The organism is Sphaerisporangium rhizosphaerae, assembly GCF_042665155.1.
Classification (GTDB): Bacteria; Actinomycetota; Actinomycetes; order Streptosporangiales; family Streptosporangiaceae; genus Sphaerisporangium; species Sphaerisporangium rhizosphaerae.
In genome coordinates this window covers 560,746-583,709 of record NZ_JBHTCG010000001.1, presented here as the reverse complement: position 1 = coordinate 583,709, position 22,964 = coordinate 560,746, and the positions used below count along the sequence as shown (strand labels likewise).

17 protein-coding genes are annotated in these 22,964 nt (G+C 72.4%); 8 read left to right on the top strand and 9 right to left on the bottom strand.

The window, feature by feature from the left end; genetic code table 11:
• Positions 1 to 98: 98 nt before the first annotated feature.
• Entirely contained in the window at positions 99 to 2,345 is a 2,247-nt protein-coding gene (locus ACFQSB_RS02535; protein ID WP_380824013.1) for an MMPL family transporter, read from the top strand.
• Here the strand turns inward: ACFQSB_RS02535 and ACFQSB_RS02530 are convergent.
• The 5 genes from ACFQSB_RS02530 to ACFQSB_RS02510 form a co-directional block, all read right to left on the bottom strand.
• Positions 2,302 to 3,270: a branched-chain amino acid ABC transporter permease gene (locus tag ACFQSB_RS02530; RefSeq protein WP_380824012.1), complete on the bottom strand. Its 969-nt coding sequence runs from the start codon at positions 3,268 to 3,270 to the stop codon at positions 2,302 to 2,304. The two genes, ACFQSB_RS02535 and ACFQSB_RS02530, sit on opposite strands and share 44 nt — an antisense overlap.
• A complete protein-coding gene (locus tag ACFQSB_RS02525) occupies positions 3,267 to 4,127 on the bottom strand; it encodes a branched-chain amino acid ABC transporter permease (protein WP_354835361.1) in 861 nt (286 codons plus the stop codon). Before ACFQSB_RS02525 ends, ACFQSB_RS02530 begins: the two co-directional genes overlap by 4 nt.
• A gap of 111 nt (positions 4,128 to 4,238) precedes the next feature.
• Entirely contained in the window at positions 4,239 to 4,910 is a 672-nt protein-coding gene (locus tag ACFQSB_RS02520) for an ABC transporter ATP-binding protein (RefSeq protein WP_380824011.1), read from the bottom strand.
• A 139-nt stretch (positions 4,911 to 5,049) separates the two neighbouring features.
• Entirely contained in the window at positions 5,050 to 5,805 is a 756-nt protein-coding gene (locus ACFQSB_RS02515; protein WP_354915726.1) for an ABC transporter ATP-binding protein, read from the bottom strand.
• A gap of 16 nt (positions 5,806 to 5,821) precedes the next feature.
• On the bottom strand, positions 5,822 to 7,012 hold the full coding sequence (locus ACFQSB_RS02510; protein WP_380824010.1) for an ABC transporter substrate-binding protein: 1,191 nt from the start codon (positions 7,010 to 7,012) through the stop codon (positions 5,822 to 5,824).
• A gap of 1,000 nt (positions 7,013 to 8,012) precedes the next feature.
• Here ACFQSB_RS02510 and ACFQSB_RS02505 point away from each other — a divergent pair.
• From ACFQSB_RS02505 to ACFQSB_RS02490, 4 genes are all read left to right on the top strand, one after another.
• Entirely contained in the window at positions 8,013 to 9,827 is a 1,815-nt protein-coding gene (locus ACFQSB_RS02505) for a cellulose binding domain-containing protein (protein ID WP_380824009.1), read from the top strand.
• 237 nt (positions 9,828 to 10,064) lie between these two features.
• Positions 10,065 to 11,585, top strand: a complete 1,521-nt coding sequence (locus ACFQSB_RS02500; RefSeq protein ID WP_380824008.1) for an acyl-CoA synthetase — start codon at positions 10,065 to 10,067, stop codon at positions 11,583 to 11,585.
• A gap of 140 nt (positions 11,586 to 11,725) precedes the next feature.
• Entirely contained in the window at positions 11,726 to 12,595 is an 870-nt protein-coding gene (locus tag ACFQSB_RS02495; protein ID WP_354835349.1) for an amidohydrolase family protein, read from the top strand.
• A 102-nt stretch (positions 12,596 to 12,697) separates the two neighbouring features.
• Entirely contained in the window at positions 12,698 to 13,234 is a 537-nt protein-coding gene (locus ACFQSB_RS02490; protein ID WP_380824007.1) for an NUDIX hydrolase family protein, read from the top strand.
• Here ACFQSB_RS02490 and ACFQSB_RS02485 read toward each other — a convergent pair.
• A complete protein-coding gene (locus tag ACFQSB_RS02485; RefSeq protein WP_380824006.1) occupies positions 13,197 to 13,916 on the bottom strand; it encodes a hypothetical protein in 720 nt (239 codons plus the stop codon). The genes ACFQSB_RS02490 and ACFQSB_RS02485 overlap by 38 nt on opposite strands.
• Before the next feature lie 268 nt (positions 13,917 to 14,184).
• Positions 14,185 to 14,937, bottom strand: coding sequence for a CHAP domain-containing protein (locus ACFQSB_RS02480; RefSeq protein ID WP_380824005.1), 753 nt, complete (start codon positions 14,935 to 14,937; stop codon positions 14,185 to 14,187).
• A gap of 396 nt (positions 14,938 to 15,333) precedes the next feature.
• Between ACFQSB_RS02480 and ACFQSB_RS02475 the strand changes: the two genes are divergently transcribed.
• Positions 15,334 to 15,975 (top strand): PaaI family thioesterase, encoded by a 642-nt coding sequence (locus ACFQSB_RS02475; RefSeq protein ID WP_380824004.1) that lies wholly within the window; start codon positions 15,334 to 15,336, stop codon positions 15,973 to 15,975.
• A 9-nt stretch (positions 15,976 to 15,984) separates the two neighbouring features.
• Here the strand turns inward: ACFQSB_RS02475 and ACFQSB_RS02470 are convergent, their stop codons facing one another.
• Entirely contained in the window at positions 15,985 to 17,163 is a 1,179-nt protein-coding gene (locus ACFQSB_RS02470; RefSeq protein ID WP_354915699.1) for an alpha/beta hydrolase, read from the bottom strand.
• Positions 17,164 to 17,339: 176 nt separating this feature from the next.
• Here ACFQSB_RS02470 and ACFQSB_RS02465 point away from each other — a divergent pair, with 176 nt between their 5' ends.
• Together ACFQSB_RS02465 and mptB are read left to right on the top strand one after the other, a co-directional pair.
• On the top strand, positions 17,340 to 19,121 hold the full coding sequence (locus tag ACFQSB_RS02465; protein ID WP_380824053.1) for a phosphatidylglycerol lysyltransferase domain-containing protein: 1,782 nt from the start codon (positions 17,340 to 17,342) through the stop codon (positions 19,119 to 19,121).
• A 644-nt stretch (positions 19,122 to 19,765) separates the two neighbouring features.
• Positions 19,766 to 21,256 carry a polyprenol phosphomannose-dependent alpha 1,6 mannosyltransferase MptB gene (mptB, locus tag ACFQSB_RS02460; RefSeq protein ID WP_380824003.1) on the top strand — a complete coding sequence of 497 codons (1,491 nt, stop codon included), beginning with the start codon at positions 19,766 to 19,768 and terminating at the stop codon, positions 21,254 to 21,256.
• Here mptB and ACFQSB_RS02455 read toward each other — a convergent pair.
• The gene (locus tag ACFQSB_RS02455; protein ID WP_380824002.1) at positions 21,246 to 22,841 is read right to left on the bottom strand and encodes a hypothetical protein; all 1,596 of its coding nucleotides are present in this window, start codon (positions 22,839 to 22,841) and stop codon (positions 21,246 to 21,248) included. The two genes, mptB and ACFQSB_RS02455, sit on opposite strands and share 11 nt — an antisense overlap.
• Positions 22,842 to 22,964 lie beyond the last annotated feature (123 nt).

The window sequence follows — 22,964 nt, the reverse complement described above, 5'->3', positions numbered from 1 at the left end:
ACGCTTTAGACGTACGTCCTGCACGGTCGTACAGAACGATGTTTCCCGCGTGTTTCCGAATCCACCAATACTGTCTGGGACGGTCACCGATGGCTAGCATGCTCGGCCGATTGGGCGGTTGGTGCGCGAAGCACGGCCGCCTCGTGCTGGCCGCCTGGATCCTGCTCGCCGCGGCGCTGACCGCGGGCACACTGGTGTTCGGACGGCCGGTCAGCAACAACGCCTCCATCCCCGGCACCGACGCCCAGCAGGCGCACGACCTGATGCGCCAGGGCTTCGGCCCCGGATACGACCCCGGCGGCACCTTCCAGATCGTCCTGTACTCCAAGGACAAGCCCCTCATCGACGCCGGACGCAAGCGCGCCGTCGAGCGCGCCATGGCGCGGGTGCGCGACGTGCCGCACGTGGTCCAGGTGGACACGCCGTACCGGGTCGGCGGCCTGTCCCGCAACCTGGCCATCGGCGTCATCACCGTCCGGCTCTCCGGCAACGACTCCGGCGACCTGGCCGCGACCTCGCGAAGCATCTCGGCGGCCGTCGAGCCGGTGCGCGCGGCGGGTGTGGAGGCCGTCCTGGCCGACAACGGCACCCCCGCCGACAAGGAGATCAAGACCGGGAGCAGCGAGATCATCGGCGTGGCCTGCGCCCTGCTGGTGCTGCTGCTCGCCTTCGGCACGCTGGTCGCCGCGCTCGTGCCCGTCTTCACCGCCCTCATCAGCCTGGGCGTCGGCCTCGGCGTCATCGGCCTGCTCGGCCACCTGGTGGACGTGCCCAAGCAGGCGTCGGTCATGGCGTCCATGATCGGGCTCGGCGTGGGCATCGACTACGCCCTGTTCCTGCTGTCGCGGCACCGTAAGCTGCTGGCCGACGGGGTGCCGGTGCAGGAGTCGGTCCGCCGGACGGCCCAGGGCGCGGGCGGGGCGGTCTTCTTCGCCGGCGGCACGGTCGTCATCGCGCTCGCCGCGCTCATGCTCGGCGGCTTCCCGCTGCTGCGCACGCTCGGCTGGATCACCGGCATCTCCGTCGTCTGCGCCGTGCTCACCTCGCTCACCCTGGTGCCCGCACTGCTCGGCCTGCTCGGTCACCGGATCAACGCGCTGCGCGTCCCGTTCGTGGGCCCGCGGCGGGACGCGGCGCACTCGGCGGCGAGCGGCTGGGCGGGCCTCGGCACCTGGGTCGCCGGACGCCCGTGGCGGGTGCTCGTGGTGGCGATCGCCGTGCTCGGCGCCCTGGCCGCCCCCGCCCTGGCGCTGAAGCTCGGCCCGCTCGACGACGGCTACGCCGACCGGGGGCAGGACGCCCGCCGGGCCTACGAGCTGATGGAGACCGGGTTCGGGCCGGGGAGCAACGGCCCGCTGATCGTGGTCGGCGAGCTGGACGCCGCGGTCGCCGTCGCCGACCCGCCCGCCCCGGCGGTCAAGCGCGTCGGCGACCGCCTGGCCGACGTCCCGGGCGTCACCTACGTCTCGCCCGCGAAGGTCAACGTGTCGGGCCGGTCGGTGCTGTTCCAGGTGGTCACCCGGTACGCGCCCAGCGACCCGCGCGCCGGTGACGTCGTACGGAACGTGCGTGCCCTCGGCATCCCCGGGGCGCGGCTGCACGTCGGCGGCGAGGTCGCCGGCATGGCGGACGCCAGTGACCGCATCGCCGAGCGCACTCCCTCGGTCATCGGCGTCGTCGTGCTGCTCAGCGCCCTGCTCCTGCTGCTCGCCTTCCGGGCGCCGCTGGTGGCCATCAAGGCGGCGCTGATGAACCTCATCTCGCTCGGCGCGGCGTTCGGCGCGCTGGCCATCGTGTTCTCCTACGGGCTCGGCAGCGGCCTGGTCGGCCTGGACCCGCCGGTCTCGGCCGAGGGCTCCTACCTGTCGACGCTGTTCTTCACCGTGCCCATCGACTCCTACGTGCCGCTGATGCTGTTCGCGGTGCTGTTCGGGCTGTCCATGGACTACGAGGTCTTCCTGCTGACCTCGGTGCGCCAGGCGTACCAGCGCCACGGCGACAACCGGCGCGCGGTCGCCGAGGGGCTCGGGGCGACCGGCCGCGTCATCACCTCGGCCGCGCTGATCATGGTGGTGGTGTTCGTCGCCTTCATCGCCTACCCCGACCCGCTGGTGAAGGTGTTCGGCGTGGGTCTCGCGGTGGCCATCGCCGTGGACGCCACGGTCATCCGCGGGCTGCTCGTGCCGGCCACCATGGTGCTGCTGGGCCGGCTCAACTGGTGGTGCCCGGCCTGGCTGGACCGGATCCTTCCCGACCTGTCGGTCGCCGGCCACGGCGAGGACGACGAGGAGGAGCCTCAGGTCACCGCCCACTCCGAGAAGGCCCTCGCCGGAGCCGGGAGGTGAGGGCCGGCACCAGCCCCTGGGGCAGGAACAGCACGACCACGATGAGCACCAGCGCGTAGACCGCGTAGGACAGCACGCCGGGGGCGTAGCTCGGCATCCCGGGCGCCGTCCCGACCACGTTGAGCGCCTGCACGAGCAGCGTGATCGCGGTCGCGCCCACCACCGCGCCCCAGACGGTGCCGAGCCCGCCGACCACGGCCATGACGATGTACTCGATCGACAGCAGCACCGGGAACGAGGAGGGCGCGACGTACCCGGCGTAGAAGGCGTAGATCCCGCCGGCCAGCCCGGCGAACGCGGCCGACAGGGCGAAGACCACCAGCTTGTAGCGGCCGACCGGCACGCCCGAGGACGCCGCCGCCGTCTCGCTCGTGGCCAGGGCCCGCAAGGCGCGGCCCGGCCGGGAAGCGATGACGTTGCGGGTCACCAGCATCACCAGCGCGACGCCGGCCCAGGTGAGGTAGGCGTAGCCGACGGCGCCGCCCAGCTCGAACGGGCCGGCGCCGAGTTGAGGGATGCCCTGCAGCCCGATGTCGCCGCCGGTGAACGACAGCCGGCCCGCCAGCGACAGCAGGATCAGCTGCATGGCCAGGGTGGCGAACGCCAGATGGTGCCCGCGCAGCCGCAGCAGCGGCAGCCCCACCACGACCGCGAACGCCGCCGCGACCAGCGGAGCGGCCAGCAGCCCCACCAGCGGCGGGCCGCCGCGCACGGCCAGGATGCCGGCCGTGTAGCCGCCCACCGCGTAGAACGCGCCCTGCCCGAGCGACACCTGCCCGGCGTAGCCCATCAGCAGCGAGACGCCGACCGTGACCATCGCGGCCAGGCCGAGGAAGATGTACACCGTCAGGGCGCTGTCGTCCAGCACCGCCGGCAGCGCCAGCGTGACGGCGGCGACGGCCAGGCCGGGCACCAGGCGGGTCATACGGTCTCCCCGAGGACGGTGGGGCGCCGCGCCGACTGCAGCACCATGATCACGAGCATCAGGCCGAGGGCGATCTCCGTCTGGTAGGCGCCGTAGCCGTACCCGGCGGCCAGTGACTCCGCGACGCCCAGCAGCAGCGCGCCCACCAGAGCGAGCCCCGGACGGGTCAGGGCGCCGAACACGGCGGCGGCGAAGCCGTTCACGATGAGCGCGACGTCGGTGTCGAACGAGATGGGCCGCAGCGGGGTCACCAGCACCCCGGCCACCCCGCCGAGCAGCCCGCCGAGGGCGAAGGCCAGCAGTCCCATCTTCCGGACGTCGATGCCGATCACCCGGGCGGCGTAGGGGTTGGAGGCGCACGCGCTCAGCGCCTTGCCCAGGTAGGTGCGGCCGAAGAACCCGGCCAGCGCGGCGATGGTCACGGCGGTGGCGGCGATGACGAGCAGGTGCTGCCTCTGGACGCCGACCCCGGCGATCGTGAGCGAGCCCGGCAGGCCGGGGAACGAGCGCGGCTGGTCGCCCCACACGACGATCTCGACGGCGTAGGCCAGCACGCCGGCGCCCAGCGTGATGATCAGCGATGACTGGGGCGTGGTGCCGCGCCTGCCGATCGCGAGCACTCCGGTCAGCAGCCCGGCCAGGGTGGCGATCAGGACGGCGCCGGCCTCGCCGAGCCCGTGCGGCACGCCGGCGCCGAGCAGCCACGAGCCGCTCAGCCCCGCGACCACGGCGAACATGCCCTGGGCGAAGTTCACCACGCCGGTCACCCGGTGGACGGCGACCAGGCCGCTGGCGACCAGGGCGAACCCGCAGCCCACGGCCAGGCCGTTGACCAGGTAGGTCAGGAACTCTCTCACGTCATGGCCCTCCCGGCCGCGGTACGCCGCTCGCACTGTCCACCGCTCCCGGGACCCCTCGGGGCTCGGGCTCCATGGGCGGCGCCGGCCCGGTCGCCGGGGCGGTGGCGGTCACGACCGGGGCTCCTCGACGGAGCCGCCGAGATAGGCGCGGGCGACGCGGGGATCCTCGGCCAACTCGGCGCACGGCCCCTCGGCCACGACGCGGCCCGCCTCCAGCACGTAGGCCCGCTCGCAGACGCCGAACGCCAGCCGGGCGTTCTGCTCGATGAGCAGCACGGTGAGCCCCCGCTCCCGGTTGAGCTCCACCAGGTGGGCGGCCAGGTCGCGGGTGGCGATGGGGGCGAGCCCGAGCGACAGCTCGTCCACCACCAGCACCTCCGGCCGGGACATCAGGGCCCTGCCGAAGGCCACCATCTGCTGCTCGCCGCCGGACAGCACGCCCGCGCGGCGCCGGCGCAGCCCGGCCAGCGCGGGCAGTATCTCGAAGACCGGGGAGGGGTCGCGCGTTCCCGCGCGCCAGCCGCCCAGCACCAGGTTGTCCTCCACCGTGAGGTCGGGGAACAACTGGCGGCCCTCGGGGATGTGCGCGAGCCGGCCGGTGACCTCGACCGTCCCCGCGGCGGGGGTGAGGATGCCCGACAGCGTGTCGGCCAGGGTGGACTTGCCTGCGCCGTTCGGGCCGAGCAGGGCGACCATCTCGCCGCGCCCCACCGAGAGCCGGACGTGGTCGAGCGCGGTCGCCGCACCGTACGTCACGACCAGGTCCCTGACCTCGATCATGCCGCCGCCCCGGGACGCCCCGCGAGGCGTCCTCCCCTCGGACCGGCGGGGCGTGGGCCGCGCGGGGTCCCCGGAGATTTTGCGCCCGGGGTCTCCGGAGGTCCTTCGCGCAGGGCCCCCGGGCGGTTTTCGCGCGGGATCATGAGGCGTCTCCCAGGTAGGCCGAGACCACGTGCGGGTCCGCGCGCACCTCGCCGGGCGTGCCTTCGGCGATCACCCGGCCCAGGTCGAGCACGGTGATCCGGTCGGCGAGCCGGGTGACGAACGCGACGTCGTGCTCGATCAGCATGATCGTCAGCCCGCCGGCCCGCAACTCCTCGATCAGCACGGCCAGCGCCTCGCGTTCGGCGGCCCGCAGCCCCGAGGCCGGCTCGTCCAGCAGCAGCAGACTCGGCCGCGCGCACAGGGCGCGGGCGACCTGCATGGACCGCTGCTGCCCGAGGGGCAGCAGGCCCGCCTGACTCTCGGCCCACGCGCCGAGGCCGACCCGGTCGAGGGCCTCCTCGGCGCGCCGCGCGATCTCACGCTCGTCGCGGCGGTGGCGTGGCAGGCGCAGCGCGGCGGCGGCGAAACCGGTGCGCCCGCGGGTGTGCGCGCCCACCATGACGTTCTCGCGCACCGTCATGCCGCGGAACACGCGAGCGCCCTGGAAGACGATGGACATCCCGAGCCGGGCGCGCCGGTGCGGCGGCAGCCGGTCCAGCGGGGCCGACCGCAGCGCGATGGCGCCGTGGTCGGCGGGCAGGTGGCCGGTGATCAGGTTGAACAGCGTCGACTTGCCGGCGCCGTTCGGGCCGATGATGCCGCGCACCTCGCCCTCGGCGATGTCGAGGCTGACGTCGCGGACGGCGTAGACGCCCCCGAAGGAACGCGAGACGCCGTCGACGGTGAGCATGCCCGGCACGTCGCCCCTACTCGGCGGTGACGGTCTTGGCGAGCTGCTCGGCCGCCCACTTGGTCGGCACGAACTGTCCGTTCTTCACCGTGTTGACGGAGATGTAGTCGGGTTTCAGCCCGGAGTGGTCGGTCGCGGAGTAGCGGAACCGCCCGTTGGGGGTGACCAGGTCCATGTTCTCCAGTGCCTGGCGCACCTTCTCCTTGTCGGTGGTGCCCGCCTTCCTGATCGCCTCGAACAGCAGCAGGCTCGCGCTGTAGCCGTCCTGGGCGAACTGCGGCGGCGGGTAGCCGTACTTCTGCTTGAACGGGGTGGCCATCTGGTCGATGACCTGCTTCTGCTTGCTGTCGGGCAGGTGGTCGCCGATGACGCCGATGGCGCTCTGCACGGTCATGCCCTCGGCGGCCGAGCCCATCGGCTCCAGCCACAGCTTGCTGGCCTGCGCGGCGGTGAGGAACAGCGGCACCTTCAGCCCCGAGGCGGCGTACTGTTTGCCGACGGTGACCCCCGGGGCGCCCGACCCCCAGAACACCAGGGCCTGCGCCCCGGAGTCGCGGACGTGCGTGAAGATCGCGCTGAAGTCGGAGGTGGTGGTCTCGTACGGCTCGTCGGCGACGACGCTCACCCCGTACTTCGGCGCCAGCGCCACCATCGCCTTGTGGCCGGCGACGGAGTAGGCGCTCTTGGTGTCGTGCGCCACCGCGATCTTGGTGATCTTCTCCGACTGGATGTACTGCAGGTACCGCTCGGCGTACATGTTCGACAACGCGGGGGTGACGAAGACGTAGGACTTGATCGGCTCGACCTGCTCCTGGGCGGGGGCCAGCGACAGCTGCGGGATCTTCGCGCGCTCGGTCAGCGGCTCGACGGCGAGCGCGGAGTTGGAGAAGACCGGGCCGATCAGCGCGTCGATCTGCCCCTTGATCTGGTTGAAGGCGACGATGCCCTGGTCGGGCGCGGTCTTGTCGTCCCGCTCGACCAGTTCGACCTTGCGCCCGAGCAGGCCGCCCTGGGCGTTGACCTGCTCGACGGCGAGTTCGACCGCCTTCTTGTCCTCGCTGCCGAGGGGGGTGTAGTTGCCGGTCAGGGAGACGATGAGGCCGACGCGGATGGGCTCGGCGGCCCCGCCGGAGGATCCGCCGCCCGAGCCGCCGCACGCGGACGCGGCCAGCACGAGGAAGGTGATCGTCGGAACGAGCTTGCGCACGTGCGCCTCCTGGAGGTCATGTCGCGGCAACAGGCTCTCGCGCGTGCCTCCACCGCGCACCGGCACGGCCCGGCGCACAGGAGGAACGAAGAGATCAAACCCCCGATCGCAAGAATTTAGGCATGGCGTTTTTCGGCTGTCAATACAAAGCCCCACATCCTGAAAACCCCTTGTCGAGGCGGCGTCCGCCGCAGGCGCCCGGCGGGCGGGCGCCGGGCGCGACCGTGGCATCCATGACCCGCCTGCCTGGGAGGACGCGGCGACGGGGTCAGGGAAGGGGAGGTTCAGGCCGTTATCGGCGGTGAAGGGGCGAGGACGCGGCGGTCTGGCCATGCGCATGGCCGACCCTGCCGGGCCGGCTCGGGAAAGCGGTACGAAACGCGTCAGAGCGCACTCGGACGTTTCCGGAGCCGTGCCGGTGCTCGTCCGGTGCCGCCCTGCTCACATCGCCATGGTGGGCGCCGAAACTATCGAGCCGGACGGAAACATCCTGGCCGGTGACCCGTCCGCCGCCGCCGGGGTGGCGAGGGAGCGGGTGACGTCCGGGTCGATCAGCTGAACGTTTCACCGGCCGCCGGGCGGCGTCCGGTGTGCGTGAGCCGCACCGCCCAGTTGGGGGCGGTGCGGCGTCGGACGAGCTGAGCGCGCCGGTGTCCGGGCGGTTGACACGGCCGCGCTCCGTCGGATTGGCTCCGGCCACGGTGAGCTACCGCCCTCGGTGGAAGGGGAACCTGCCTCCTGCTCGATGTTAGCGCTAACATTCCGGGTTGCCGTGCCTTGCCTCATCCGCATGGACCGTCCCACCTACCCCACCGTGCCGGCGCCTCGCTTGAGCGGAGCGGATTCTCTTCGCCGCGCGCCGTGAACGTGTCATCCCCTGACCTCCCTGGCGGATGGCAGGCCGGTGACCGTCACGATCACCACGGCGGCGCCCTGCGGCGGAGGTCGGGGCGACCGCCCAGGCCCTGTAACCCGTCTGAGATGAACGATTGGAGAGTCCGTGATACGGATCGTCGTAGCGACCGCTCTATTAGGTACGTCACTGATGGCCGTACAGGCCGCGACTTCCGCCGCCGCCGCCGGTGTCATCACCGTGTCGGATGGCGTCCAGCGCCAGCAGATCGACGGTTTCGGCGTCTCGACGGCGTTCCGGCGGGGAGAACTGCTCCGCGACCTCACGTCGGCGCAGCAGAACGACATCTTCCGCCTGTGGTTCGACCGCACCACCGGGGCGGGGCTCAGCATCCTGCGCCTGGGCATCGGCGCGTCGCCGCTGGGAAGCCCGTACGACAAGATGATCTCCATCCAGCCCCAGAATCCGGGTGGTCCGGACGCGCCGCCGAAGTACGTGTGGGACGGTGACGACGGCGCCCAGGTCTGGGTGGCCAAGGCCGCCCAGTCGTACGGTGTGAAGCGGTTCTACGCCGACGCCTGGAGCGCACCCGGGTACATGAAGGACAACGGGAGCCAGGACAACGGCGGCACCCTCAAGCCGGAGTGGCGAGCGGCCTACGCCCGCTATCTGATGCAGTACACGAAGTTCTACGCGCAAGAAGGCGTCAAGATCACGGATCTGGGGTTCACCAACGAGCCCGACTACACGGCGCCCTATGAGTCGATGCGCTTCACCCCCGCCCAGGCGGTCGCGATGGTGAAGGCCCTCGGCCCGATCGCCGGGGACGTGAAACTCCTCTGCTGCGACTCCTACGGGTGGGACCAGGGCAAGTCCTACACCAGCGCCATCGAGGCCGACTCCGAGGCCCGGCGCTGGATCTCGACGTACTCGGCCCACTCCTACGCCAGCTCGCCCACCAGCGCGCAACCCACGAGCAAGCCCGTCTGGATGTCGGAGTGGGCTCCTTCGGCGACCAGCTGGAACGAGGGCTGGGACAACGGCGGCGTCGACGGCTTCACCGTCGCCCAGCACATCCACCAGTCGCTCACCAGCGGCAACGCGAGCGGTTACCTCTTCTGGCTGGGGGGATCGAAGGGGAACACCGCGGCGCTGTTCCAGATAGACACGGCCGCGAAGACCTATCGCGTCTCCAAGCGATATTGGGCGATGGCCGCCTACAGCCGGTTCATCCGGCCGGGCGCCGTCCGGCTCGACGCCTCGACCACCAATTCGGCCCTGAAGGTGTCGGCCTATCGCAACTCCGACGGCACGAAGGTCGTCGAGGTTCTCAACACCGGCACCGCGGCCGTGACCTGGCAGGGCGTGGAGGGGAACGCCACCGCCTACGTCACCGACAACGCCAACTCGCTCACCCCCACCTCGACGGCGGGCGGAACGGTCACCCTCAGGCCCCGCGCACTCACCACCGTCGTGATCGGCGGCCCCGGCCCGACGCCGACTCCCACCCCCACCCCGACTCCCACTCCCACCCCCACCCCGACTCCGACCCCCACGCCGACTCCGACCCCCACGCCGACTCCGACTCCTACGCCCACACCGACCCCGACTCCTACGCCCACGCCGACCCCGACTCCCACGCCGACCCCGACCCCGACTCCGGTGCCGGGCGGTTGCACGGCGACGATCACGACGGTGAACTCCTGGGGCGGCGGCTTCCAGTCGTCGGTCACGGTGCGGGCCGGCGACGGCGCGATCAATGGGTGGACGGTGAGCTGGAGCTGGCCGGGATCCCAGTCGATCAGTCAGCTGTGGGGAGGCCTGCGCTCCGGTTCCGGCGCCGACGTCTCGGTGGGCAACGAGAGCTGGAACGGCAAGCTCGCCGCCGGAGCCACCACCGACTTCGGCTTCACCGCCAACGGCACGGCGGCCACCCCCGCACTGACCTGCAGCGCGACCTGAACATTCACGGCGCGGTGAACCCTCCCGGTCGGAAGGGAGGTGAGAAGGAGACGACGTAAGAAGGAAGGGACGCCAGGAACAGGGACGCCACCCCGCCGGCAGGCGGGGGGCGTCGCTGTGCGTATGAGCCGCCCGCGGCCTGATGTGCTCGGCGAACCGCGTTCTGTCCAAGATCGAATTGTCCTCTTTGTTGTAAATTCGAGCGGAGATCACACCCGACCGTCAGGGAGCGGCGCCATGCGGAACGAGGGGTTGGGGTCGTGGCCGGCGCGGCGGGCGCGCATGACTCCGGCGAAGGTCGCGCTGCGCCACGACGGGCGGTCGTGGACCTACGGCGAGCTGCTCGAGCGCGTCGACCGGCTGGCCGGCGCCCTGCGGTCGCTGGGCGTGCGGCACGGCGATCGGGTCGCCTACCTCGGGCCCAACCATCCCGCCTTCGTCGAGACCTTCTTCGCGGCCGGCGCCGCCGGTGCGGTGTTCGTCCCGCTGAACACGCGGCTGACCGCGCCGGAGCTCTCCTACATCGTGGCCGACGCCGGGGTGGCCGTGCTGGTGTGCGGTCCCGGTCAGGAGGAGGCCGGCGCCGCGCTGCCGGTGGCCCGCCGGGTGGCGGTGGCGGGAGAGTACGAGGAGCTGCTGGCCGCCGCCGGCCCCGCGCCGGCCGACGAGCCGGTGGGCCTGGACGAGCCCTGCCTGATCATGTACACCTCCGGCACGACCGGGCGGCCCAAGGGCGCGACGCTGAGCCACGGCAACCTCGTCTGGAACACCTTCAACCTGCTCGTGGACGTCGAGCTGACCCATGACGAGGTGACGCTGATCAGCGCGCCGCTGTTCCACATCGCCGCGCTCGCCCAGACGCTCGTGCCCACCGTGCTCAAGGGCGGCACGGCCGTCCTGGTCCCGTCGTTCGACGTCGACCAGACCTTCGACCTGGTCGAGCGCGAGCGGATCACGCTCATGTTCGGCGTCCCGGCCATGTTCGCCTTCCTCGCCCAGTCGCCCAGGTGGGAGGGCGCCGACCTGTCCAGCCTGCGCAACCTGCTGTGCGGCGGCGCGCCGGTGCCCGAGCCGCTCATCCGCACCTACCAGGAGCGCGGGCTGACCTTCCTGCAGGGGTACGGGATGACCGAGACCTCGCCGGGCGCGCTGTTCCTGGCGGCGGAGCAGTCGGTGCGCAAGGCGGGCACGGCCGGCGTGCCGTGCTTCTTCTCCGACGTCCGCCTGGTGCGCGCCGACGGCGAGCAGGCAGCGCCCGGCGAGCCGGGCGAGGTGGTCGTGCGGGGGCCGAACGTCATGACGGGATACTGGGGGCGTCCGGAGGACACCGCCGCGGTGGTGTCGCCGGAGGGGTGGTTCCACTCGGGCGACATCGCCGTCGCCGACGAGGACGGCTACGTCCGCATCGTCGACCGGGTCAAGGACATGATCATCTCCGGCGGTGAGAACATCTACCCGGCCGAGGTCGAGAGCGTGCTGTACGGGCATCCCGCCGTCGCCGAGTGCGCGGTCATCGGGGTGCCCGACGACCGGTGGGGCGAGGTGGGCAAGGCCCTGGTCGTCCTGCGGCCCGGCGCCGTGGCCGCGCCCGGCGACCTGCTGGCCCACCTGTCCGGGCGGCTCGCGTCCTACAAGATCCCCAAACACGTGGAGCTGCTGCCCGTCCTGCCGCGCAACGGCGCCGGCAAGGTGCTCAAGGCCCGGCTCCGCGCGCTGTACGGGTCGGCCGGCGGCCTCGCGCGAGAGGCGCCCGAATGAGCCCCGCGGACCGCGTCCGGATGACCCGCGCGGACCGCGCCCGAGCGCGCCACACGGACCGCGCCCGGGCGAGCCACGCGCGAGGCGCCCGAACCGATCGCCCGCGACCAGCCCTGACCGACCACGGGGGAGACGCCTGAATGAACATCGACAGCCTCGTCGCGATCGACGTGCACACCCATGCCGAGGTCTCCGAGCACGGCGCCGAGTCGCTCTCGGGAGAGCTGAAGGCCGGCGCGGACGACTACTTCAAGCTGGCCGGGCAGCACCGGCCGACCGTGCGCGAGATGGCCGCCTACTACCGGGAGCGCGACATGGCGGCCGTGGTGTTCACCGTGGACGCCGAGACCGCGACCGGGCACCCTCCGGTGCCCAACGAGGAGATCGCCCAGGCGTGCGCCGACAACGCCGACGTGCTGATCCCGTTCGCCGGCCTCGACCCGTGGAAGGGCAGGGCCGCGGTCCGCCAGGCCCGGCGGCTGGTCGAGGAGTACGGCGTGCGCGGGTTCAAGTTCCACCCGAACCTTCAGGCGTTCTTCCCCAACGACCGGATGGCCTACGGCCTGTACGAGGTGCTGGAGGAACTGCGGGTGCCCGCGCTGTTCCACACCGGCCAGACCGGCATCGGCGCCGGGGTGCGCGGCGGCGGGGGAGTGCGGCTGAAGTACTCCGACCCGATGTTCGTGGACGACGTCGCCGTCGACTTCCCCGACCTGCCGATCATCCTGGCCCATCCGTCCTTCCCCTGGCAGGACGAGGCGCTGGCCGTGGCCACGCACAAGCCGCAGGTGTACATCGACCTGTCCGGCTGGTCGCCCAAGTACTTCCCGCCGCAGCTCGTGCAGTACGCCAACACGCTGCTGAAGGACAAGGTGCTGTTCGGCTCGGACTTTCCGCTCATCTCCCCTGACCGGTGGCTGGCCGACTTCGACAAGCTGCCGATCAAGGACGAGGTCCGTCCCAAGATCCTCAAACTGAACGCCGCCCGCCTGCTCGGCCTGGACACCTGAACGGCTCCCTTCTGGTGTCTTGCGGCACATTTCAGGATTGTGGGGGCCGGTCACCGGAATGGCGGGATCCGGTGCGGCTGGGCGGGGAAGTACGATCAAGAGATGACCGAACAGACCGAAACCGCACCTGGGTGGCTTGCTCCGGAGGAGCTGGAGTCGGTGCGGGGGCGGATGCCGATCCTCTACGTCGACGCGGTGCCCGTGCGGGTCGACGACACCGGCGTGGTCACCCACGTCGGCCTGCTGCTGCGCATCTCCGCGGACGGGACGGTCAGCCGGGCCCTGGTCTCCGGGCGGGTGCTGCACCACGAGCGGGTCCGCGACGCCCTGCTGCGCCACCTGGAGAAGGACCTCGGGCCGGTGGCGCTGCCGCGCATCCCCTCCTCGCCGCAGCCGTTCACCATCGCCGAGTACTTCCCGACGCCCGGCGTCACGCCCTACCACGACCCCCGGCAGCACGCGGTGTCGCTGGCCTACATCGTCCCGGTGGCCGGTGACTGCCGGCCCCGTCAGGACGCCCTGGACCTGGTCTGGTTCACCCCCGAGGAGGCCGGCTCGCCGATGGTGCAGCAGGAGATGCCCGGCGGCCAGGGTGTGCTGCTCAAACAGGCCCTCGCCCACGTCGGCCGGATCTCCTGACACCCCGGCTCCACGCCGGCGGGTGAGGGCGGCGTTGCCAGAGCAGGAGGGCGACGCCGAGGGCCGCCAGTGCCGCGAAGGCGACGGCGGCGACGAGCAACGCCGGGACGCGTGAGTTCGTCTCGGCCATGACGGGCGCGGCGGTGCCGCCCGGCAGGGGGAAGGTGACGGTGGCCCGGGCCGTCCGCTCGGTCGGGCCGCTCCGCAAGGTGACGCGGGCCACCCAGGGGCCGTCGGGCACCCGTCTGTTCAGCGTCACCGTGATGGCGCCGGAATCCCCGGGCGCCAGGATGGTGCCGCCCTTGACCGGGAACGGGCCGGCGGTCATGGCGTTCGCCACGCTGGTGAGCTTGAGCGTGCCGCTGAGGTCCAGCGCCCGGCCGCCGGTGTTGTGCACCTGGGCGTACAGGGCGGGCTCGCCGGTGATCGACCGCTGCGCGGTGATGGTGTCGATGGTGAAGTCCGAGGGCGGCGGGTCACCCTGCCCGACCGGCCGGTGGGCGGCGGGCGGCCCGTCCTCCCGGCGGATCCGTACGCGCCCGGGGCCCGGGCGGGCGGGGTCGCGGCGGATGGCGGCGGGGGACGGCAGGGGGGCGGCCGACCAGGCCGTGGACGGCGGCAGGGCGGTCAGGGCGAGCACCCCGACCACCAGTGGTCCCAGGATGAGGAGACGGCGCGGCACGGTTCGGGTGGTCCGCCGTCAGGCCGCCGACCGGCCGACGGCGCCGGTGCGGGCGCCGGCCCCGGTGGTCGGGCCGGTGCCGGGCGCGAGGACGAACGGTGTTCTGCGCAACGAGATCTCCCAACGCGAAACCGGGGCGGTGGCCGGGAGGAGTGGCGAGCCCGTCGCTTCACGATCAAGGCTCACGCGCACGGTAACACGGGTACGCGCGATCGATCGCGGAGCGTGGTCAACCGGCGCTAAAGACCGTCAAAGAGGATGGCACCCGCTACTCCCGGGGGTCGGCGGCGGAGGGGGAGGGGGAGGCCGACCGGCGCGCGGAGGCGGCGAGGCGGACGGCCGCCCGCCGTGTCTTCAGGCACACGATCAGGGCCAGGACGGCGATGAGCACGGGGAGCACCAGGGCGCCGGCGCCGGCGGCGGGCTGCCCGGCGGCGCCGCCCGCCGCGCCGGGCACGCCCACCATGGCGGCCGGCATCGGGAACTCCGCCGCGGTGTTCTTCAGGGCGGGGGTGGCGACCGGGGAGGGCTTGCCGGCCGGCACCCGCGCGTCCTGCTGGGCCTTGACCTTGTCGGGGTAGCCGTAGCCGGCGACGTAGGTCTGGTCCCTGACCTTGGCCTTGGCGTACTGCCCGTCGATGTTGCCCTCGATGGTGTGGATGGTGTCGCCGTCCACCGAGGTGACGATGCCGACGTGGTCGATGTTGTCGATGACGTGCGAGCCGCCCCAGTCGAAGAACACGACCGCGCCGGGCTTGGGTGTGGTGCCCCACGCCCCCTGGTCGGCGAACCATTCGGCGTGGGCGGGGGTGTAGGCGAACTGGCCGAACCACTTCTCGTAGCCGAGCCGGTGCGCCGCCCACGACAGGAACATGTCGCACCAGGGCTGCGCGGAGTAGTCGGAGTCGAACTCGACGTTCTTGCCGTACCAGTCTCCGTACTTGGTGTATCCGCCCGCTTGTTCGCTGTAGCCGAGCTGGGTCTGGAGCAGGTCGATGAGCTTCTGCAGTTCAGGCGACATAGGAAGTGGGAGCCCTTCCGCTTTGGTGCGACCGGCGCTGGGGACGCCGGTGTCGAACAGGTGGTGGACCGGCGCTGGGGACGCCGGTTTCGGTCGAGTGCGGGGCCGGCGCTGGGGACGCCGGTTTCGGTCGGGTGCGGGGCCGGCGCGGGGGGCGCCGGTCATGTCCGTGTGGCAGGACGTTAGCCAGGAAAAGCGCAGGTCAAAAGGGGGTCAACAGCGCCCGGGGTGGCGGCGCGCGAGGCGGTCGGCGCACCGGAAACCCCGTGCCCGCCGGGCTTCGCGACCGCGGCCGGGTTCGCGGCGGATCATTCCTCGAACGGGATTTCTTTCCCCAAACTTGACTAAAACGGTCAGAACCGAACGCCGTTTTGGTCCCCGGCTTACAATCGGCGCATGATGCCCGAGCTCGCCACGTCCCAGGAGTCCGACGGCGAGGCCCGCCTCGCGGCTCTCGCCGTGCTCGCCCAGCAGGTCCGCGACCTCGCCGACGCCGTCACGCTGACCGAGGTGCCGCAGGCCGAGCTGACCGCCGTGACCGCCGAGCTGGTGGCGCTGACCGAACGGCTCGGCACGGCGCGGCGCGAGACCCCGCTGCCGCCCGAGTTCGGGCCCGGCGGCCGGTACCGCCACCTCGGCAACGCCGTCGTCGGCGACTGCAACCCGCACGCGCTCCCGCTGGTCGTCGAGCCGGACGCGGGCGGGGGCGTCCGGGCCGGCCTCGCCTTCCGCCCCTCCCACGAGGGCCCGCCCGGCTTCGTGCACGGCGGCGTGAGCGCCATGGTGCTGGACCACCTGCTCGGATCGGCCGTCGCCGCCGCCGGCAAGGCGGCCATGACCGGCACCCTCAGCCTGAGGTACCGCCGCCCGGTGCCCTACGGCGCGCCGCTGGTGGCCACCGCGGCCGTCTCGCGCGGCGAGGGCCGCAAGACCTGGGCCGAGGGCCTGATCGCCCTGCCGGACGGCACGGCGCTGGTGGAGGCCACCGGCCTGTTCATCACGCCCTCCCAGTGGGTGGGCGTCGAGACCCGCTCCTGAGCGGCCCGCTCAGGAGCGGGGTGTCGGGGTGGCGCCGCCGTGGCCTTCGGCCGGATGGTGCAGCTGCTGGGCCAGCCAGGGGAGCGCCTGCGGCAGTTCGCGGTTCCAGGTGTTGAAGTTGTGCCCGCCGCTCGGCAGGATCAGCGAGGAGGCCCGCATCGGCGGGCGGACGGCCGCGAGGAAGTCCAGCGTCGGCCGGTAGTTCGACTCGCCCAGCTCGCTGGTGGTCACCAGCGCGGTGATCGGCGGAGGCGGCAGGTTGGCCAGGCGCCACATCAGGTCGTTCTCGTTCTGCAGCCTGCGGTCGCCGCCGAACAGGTCGCCCGTCGTGGCGTCGGTCGGCGCCCGGAAATAGCCCGACAGGGACGCCACGGCGGAGTACGCCTCGGGATGGCGCATGCTGATCTTCAGCGCGCAGAATCCGCCGGTGGAGGTGCCCATGATGCCCCAGCTCGCGGCGTCGGTGCCCACGCGGAACGCGCCGGCCATGGACTCGCGCACGTCCTGGGCGAAGTACGTCTCGACCTTCGGCCCGCCGGGCACGTCCATGCACTCGGTGTCGCGGGGCGGCGCGACCGTCGGCCGCATGAGCACCAGCACGGTGGGCGCCATCTCGTGCCGCTCGATGGCCATGGCCGCGACGGCGGGCATGTTCATGCGGGTGAGCAGGTTGCGCGCGTCCCCCGGGTAGCCGGTCAGGGCCACGATCACCGGGAAGCGGGTGTGGACGTGCTTCTTCTCGAAGTACTGCGGCGGAAGGTAGACGTACGCGGGGGCGCTCAGGCCGGAGGCGCCGCCGGAGATCACGACCTGCTCCAGGCGCCCGCCGGGGTGGCCCTTGTGCCCCTCGATGGGCGGCACCCGCGCGGTGCGCACGACCTGCACGCCGCCGATCTGGCGCCCGGCCTGCCCGGGATCGCCCGCGTCGCTGACGATGGGCGCGGCGACGCCGTCGTCCGCGCCGAGCAGGTCGCTCCAACTGCCGTAGAAGCCGAAGTAGTTGTTCAGGGCGAGCGCGAGGGCGACGAGGATGAGGACCTGGTTCCCCAGGAGCACCGCGACGCGCCCGATGACGGCCGGCCAGGTGCGGACGCTCAGGCGCGGCCATACCCACCAGGCCGACGTGACCAGACCCGCGACGGCGAGCAGGCACATCAGAAGCTCCAGCTTCAGCGCTGTGAGTCCCAATCTTTATCTCCCCTGGTCCTGGTCCCGCCACCCACGTCTTTCATGGTGGTGCCCACGTGAAAGTTACCCAACCGAAATAAGGCCAAGGTAAGCATGTATCACCTCTCAGACACTCGAAGCACGGACCCCACCCTCTAGTGTGTCGTGATGTGAACGAACGGACACGCCTTTCGCGAATGCTCTTCTCGCGGTCGTGGGTTCCGGCCGCGGCGGGATATGCCGCACTTTTCATCGGAATACTCGATATCGTCCGCGGCGTCATCCCCCATTTCCGCCGCAGTCGCGTGATCCTCATCGCCGACGTGTTCCCCGGAACGGCCACCACTCTGGCGGCGGCGGCCTCGCTCCTGGTGGGCGTGCTGCTGGTCATGCTCGCCCACGCGCTGCGCCGCCGGAAGGTGCGGGCCTGGCGCGCGGTGGTCCTGCTCCTCCCTCTCGGCGCCGTGGTCGAGGCGCTGCGCTGGCGGCACTCCACCACCGCCGCCATCAGCCTCGGGCTGTTCGTCGTGCTCCTGCTCAATCGCGGTGAGTTCCATGCCCTGCCCGATCCGCGCTCACGCTGGCGGGCTTTGTGGAACTTCCTGGCCCTCGGCGTCCTCGACCTCGGCATCGGCTGGGTGGTCGTGAGCGTTCACCCGGCCACCATCGTCGGCGACCCCTCCGCCGGCGAACGCGTCCAGCACGTCCTGCTCGGCCTGGTGGGCATGCAGGGGCCGGTCGAGTACTCCCTCGACGGTACCGCCGACCTGGTGTACTACTCACTGGCCGGCCTCGGCGCGCTCACCGCGATCACCACCCTCTACCTCGCCCTGCGTCCCGAACGGCCGGCGGCGGCGCTGAGCGGCGAGGACGAGCGGCGGGTCCGCGCGCTGCTCGACCGGCACGGCCGCCACGACTCCCTCGGCTACTTCGCGCTGCGGCGCGACAAGAGCGTGGTGTTCTCGCCGTCCGGCAAGGCGGTGATCGCCTACCGCGTGGTCTCCGGGGTCATGCTGGCCAGCGGCGACCCCATCGGCGACCCCGAGGCGTGGCCCGGGGCGATCCGGCGGTTCATGGAGGAGGTCCGGCGGCACGCCTGGGTCCCCGCCGTCGTCGGGTGCAGCGAGACGGGCGGCGAGATCTGGACCAGGGTGGCCGGGCTGTGCGCCCTGGAGATCGGTGACGAGGCGATCGTGGACGTGGCCGGGTTCAGCCTGGAAGGGCGCGCGATGCGCAACGTCCGCCAGATGGTCAACCGCACCGAGCGGGCCGGGTACACCTGCATGGTCAGGCGGGTGGGCGACCTCAGCGAGCAGGAACGGGAGCAGATCCGCGCCGCGGCCGGGTCCTGGCGGGGCACCGAGAGCGAGCGCGGGTTCTCCATGGCCCTCGGCCGGTTCGGCGACCCGGCCGACGACGCGTGCGTCGTGGTCACCGCGCACAAGCCCGGCGAGGACGGCAAGGTCTCGCCCGGCGGCGACATCCGCGCCGTGCTGCACTTCGTCCCGTGGGGCCGGGCCGGCATCTCCCTGGACCTGATGCGACGCGACCGCGACGCCGACCCCGGCCTCAACGAGCTGCTGATCGTCAAGACCCTGCAGGCCGCGCCGTCCCTCGGCGTGACCCGGGTCTCGCTCAACTTCGCCATGTTCCGCTCGGCGCTGGCAAGGGGCGAGCGGCTCGGCGCGGGGCCGGTGATGCGGGCCTGGCGCGGAGTCCTGGTCTTCCTGTCGCGCTGGTTCCAGATCGAGTCGCTGTACAGGTTCAACGCCAAGTTCCGGCCCTTCTGGGAGCCGCGGTTCCTGGTGTACCCGACGGCGCGCGACCTGCCCCGCATCGGCCTGTCCGCGCTGCAGGCCGAGGCGTTCCTGACCGTGGGCCGCCTGTCCCTCCCCTTCCGCGGCCGTCGCCGCCCGGGCCCCGGCTCCTCCCCATCGGGCTCCACCCCCTCGGAAGGGCCGTTGCCGGTCTCCCCGTAGTAAGTCCACCATTTCGGAGGATTTCGGTGGTCGCGGGGAAACCGCGCCGGCGTGTCATGCCGAAACCATCCGGTGCGCGTCAGATGTCGTCGGCCGGACGCGTTGATCGGGGCGCGCTGGTGTCGTTCTCCTGACCTCGCGATGGCGCGCGTGAATCGCGCGAGGGGTGATTCCCGGGGCCTTTACCCGGGCTCGACGGTCATTTCCCCTTATATCGGATCGACCGCCGTTGGCCGTCGCGGAAGCGTGATGGTGTACGTTCACGGATAAGCGGCGCCGAACCGATTTATCCGGCCATCTGCGCCCTATCGGAAAGCATGTTTGGTAGGGGATATGTGATGCCATGTCCCCTTAGGGATGGCCGCCGGGGCGGGGGATGGGGCGTCCTGGCGCCGCGCGGCGTTGGGTGGGGCGATCTACCCTTAAGGTAGGCATCTTGCGAAATAGCGCGCCAAGCCGCCGGTGATCCGGCCGCTTCCGTGACGCCGGCGATGCCGGAGTGTCGCGGGGGGAGCGATCATGGGGCAGGAGAGGCGCCGGCGCCGGTACGCGGCCCGGACGCCGCGGCGGCGCGACCACCGTGGTAGCTACCCTGGGAGGGCCGGCCGGTGCCGACGACGGTTCCCGCTGTTGCGCGACCATCGATGACGGGCCGGGAGCCCGGCGCCGCGCCCCCACGGCGCGCCCGCCTGGCCGGAGGCGCAGGGCTCGTCCTCCTCGGCCTCGCCATCGCCGCCATGGCGGCCATCGCCCTGCTCGGCCCGTCCGCGGCGGTGCCCGACGTCGGCGGCGACGGCCCGCCGTGGTCCCTGCGGGCCGCCCCCTCCGACGCCCTGGTGCTCTGGCTGTGCTGGACGGCCCTCATCGCGGGCGGCCTGGGCCTGGCCGTCGCGCTCGGGGCCCTGCGCCGTGGATGGCGCCCCCCGCGCGGAGTGCTGCCCCTCGGCACGGTCACGGCCGTCGCCGTCCTGGCCGTCCTGCCGCCCGCCGGCTCCACCGACGTGCTGAACTACGCGGTCTACGGGCGCATCGCCGAACTCGGCCACGACCCCTACGTGACGACGCCCGCGTGGCTGTACGAGATCGCCGACCCGGTCGGCCGGTACGCCCCGCTCGCCTGGCGGCACGCCCCCTCGGTGTACGGGCCGCTGGCCACCTGGGCGCAGACGGCCGCGTCCGTCGCCGGCGGCGGCACGATGGCGGGCACGGTGCTGGCGCTCAAGGTGGGCACCGCCCTGGCGTTCCTGCTGTCGGCGCTCGCGCTGGACCGGCTGGCCGGGCGCGACCGCGAGCGGCGGATCCGCGTCCACCTGCTGTGGAGCCTCAACCCGCTGATGCTCTGGCATGTCGTGCTCGGCGGGCACGTGGACGGCCTCGGCGTGGTGTTCCTGCTGGGGGCCCTGCTGGCCGTGCGGCGGGCCGGGGCGGCCGCCGGCCTGGTGGCGGGCGCGCTGCTCGGCGCCGCCGCCGCCGTCAAGGCCCCGTTCGTCCTGGCCGGCGCCGGCCTCGCCTGGGCGTCCCGCAGGTCGCTCGCCACCCTCGGGTGCCTGGCGATGGGCGCCGGAGCGGCCCTGGTCGCCGCCTACGCGACCCAGGGACCCGAGGCGCTGGGCAACCTGATGGGCAAGATCGGGGCGCACTCGCTGGCCGACCCGTGGCGGGTGGTCACCGACGCGCTGGGCCTGGGCATGCAGGCGTCCCTGCTGGAGGGGCAGCTCGCCCTCGGCGCCGCGCTCCTCATCGGGGTGGTGCTGTGCTGGGGGCTTCCCGACGGACCGCCCGGGCTGGACGCCGCGCGCCCCGCGCTGGCGTGGTGCCTGTGCTGGCTGCTCACCTCGCCGGTGCAGCATCCGTGGTACGACGCGCTGCTGTTCCCGCTGCTCGCCCTGATGCCGGCCGGCCGCCTGGACGGCCTGCTGGTGACCCGAAGCGTCCTGACCAGCCTGATCTACCTGCCCGGCGCCGCGAGGATCATGACCCCCACGCCGTTCACCCAGTGGGTCGCCGAGACCTACCGGCCGTGGGTCGCCCCGCTGGCCGCGGACCTGATCATCATCTGCGTCCTCGCGCTGGCCCTGGCGGGCCGGACGCGCCCCGGGGTGTGGGCCGGGGCCGGCGGACCGGTCAGGCGATGAGCCGGACGGCGTGCAGCCGCTCGTCCAGAGCGGCCACGCTGCGGGTGCGGTGCCACGGGCTGAGCTTCTCGCGCGTCTCGACGACCGAGCGCACCAGGCGGGGAGAGGTGTTGCGCCCCGCCAGACGGGCCGCCTCGGCCAGGTGCTCGCACGCCACGTCGATGTCCCGCAGGTCCATGTGGGCCTGCGCGGTCTTCAACCGAAGGTAGGCGGCGTTGCGGACGAACGCCGGGTCGATGCCGGAGGCGGCGGTGGCGGCCACCTGGAGCGCCTGCGACGGGTCGCCGGTGTCGAGCAGGCAGCCCGCCTTGGTGGACAGGTACTGGCCCTGGCCGAAGAAGGGGACCAGCCGCGCGCCCGGGTCGTCGGCCGCGGCGCCGTGCAGCTCGCGCTGAGCCTGGTCCAGCGACCGCAGGCAGCGCGTGTGGTCCTTGCGCCGCTCGCCCCGGGCCGAGCGGCGCACCACGGCGGCGTGGGCGCGGGCGCCGACGTCGCAGGCATAGGCGGTCAGCAGCCGGCTGCCCGCCCGCTGCCCCCACGCGAAGGCCCCGAGCGCGTGTTCGACGCCCAGGCGCGGGTCGCCGCGCCAGGTGGCGAGCTGGCTCCAGTTGGCCAGCACCATGCTGCACATGGCGTCGTCGTCGGCCTGGTGGGCGGCGTCGCGGGCCCGCGCGTAGTGGCGGTCGGCCCCGCGGAAGTCGTTGAGGTTGAACAGCATCCACGCGGTGCAGCGGCGGATGTCGGCGAGCAGGGACAGCGTCTTGGCGCGCATGTGCTCCGGCACCCCCGCCGACAGCAGCGAGACGACCAGTTGCTGCTGGGCGAGCACCGTGGCCAGCGCGGCGTGCGGGCCGAGCGTGTCCTCCTGGCGCATGGAATGGCGCAGCACCGCCTGGATGTGGCCGAGCGTCACCTCGTCCACGCGGCTCGGGTCGGCTCCCGCCATGGCGAGGCGCCGGGACTCGTCCTCGTCCGGCCGTTCGAGGTGCGGCGAGGCGTACGCCGAGGTCGCGGCCGCGCCGATCAGCGCGAGAGCGTCACGTCGGTTCATCTGTGTTGCCCAATCGGTGAAGGCGTGGACGAGACGCTCATACTCCCGTTCACGCAGGTCTTCTTGAGACGCCGGACCGCGCGGAGACAGAGGCGCGAGCAGGCCCTGGATGTCGGCGAAGGCCAGGCCGGCCGGGCTCGGCGGAGACGGGAAGTGCCGCACGCGGGCGACCTGCGCGTTCTGGTCGGACGCCGTGTGGTCCTCCCCGTCGATCAGGTCGCACGCCCGGCACCCGTAGACCCGCGCCAGCCGGTTCAGCCCCGCCACCGGGGGCTCGTTGCCGCTGGCGCTCGGCCACGCCTCCCACGAGCCGAGCTTGCGCACGCTGAACGGCTCCGACGGCCACAGCGCCTTCCACTCCTCGACCACGCGCTCCTGCGTGTAGCGGTGCGCCTCGCGGAACGCCTGGCGGGAGTTGAGCCGGTAGCGGCGCTGGAACTCCCGCGCGATCTCGGTCCAGGTGGACCCCCGCTCGCGAAGCTCGGCGCTGAGGCGGTCCATCTCCTCTTTGAGGCTGCGTGGCTTACGTGGCATCGCGTACCCTCCGACCCCCGTGGATGCGTATCGCCGACACCGACAGTAGCCAAAGCCGTCTGGTGACTACGCACGGTCGCCGGTAATCGGCGACCAGGCCGCCGGTTTCTGCGACGACCGGCC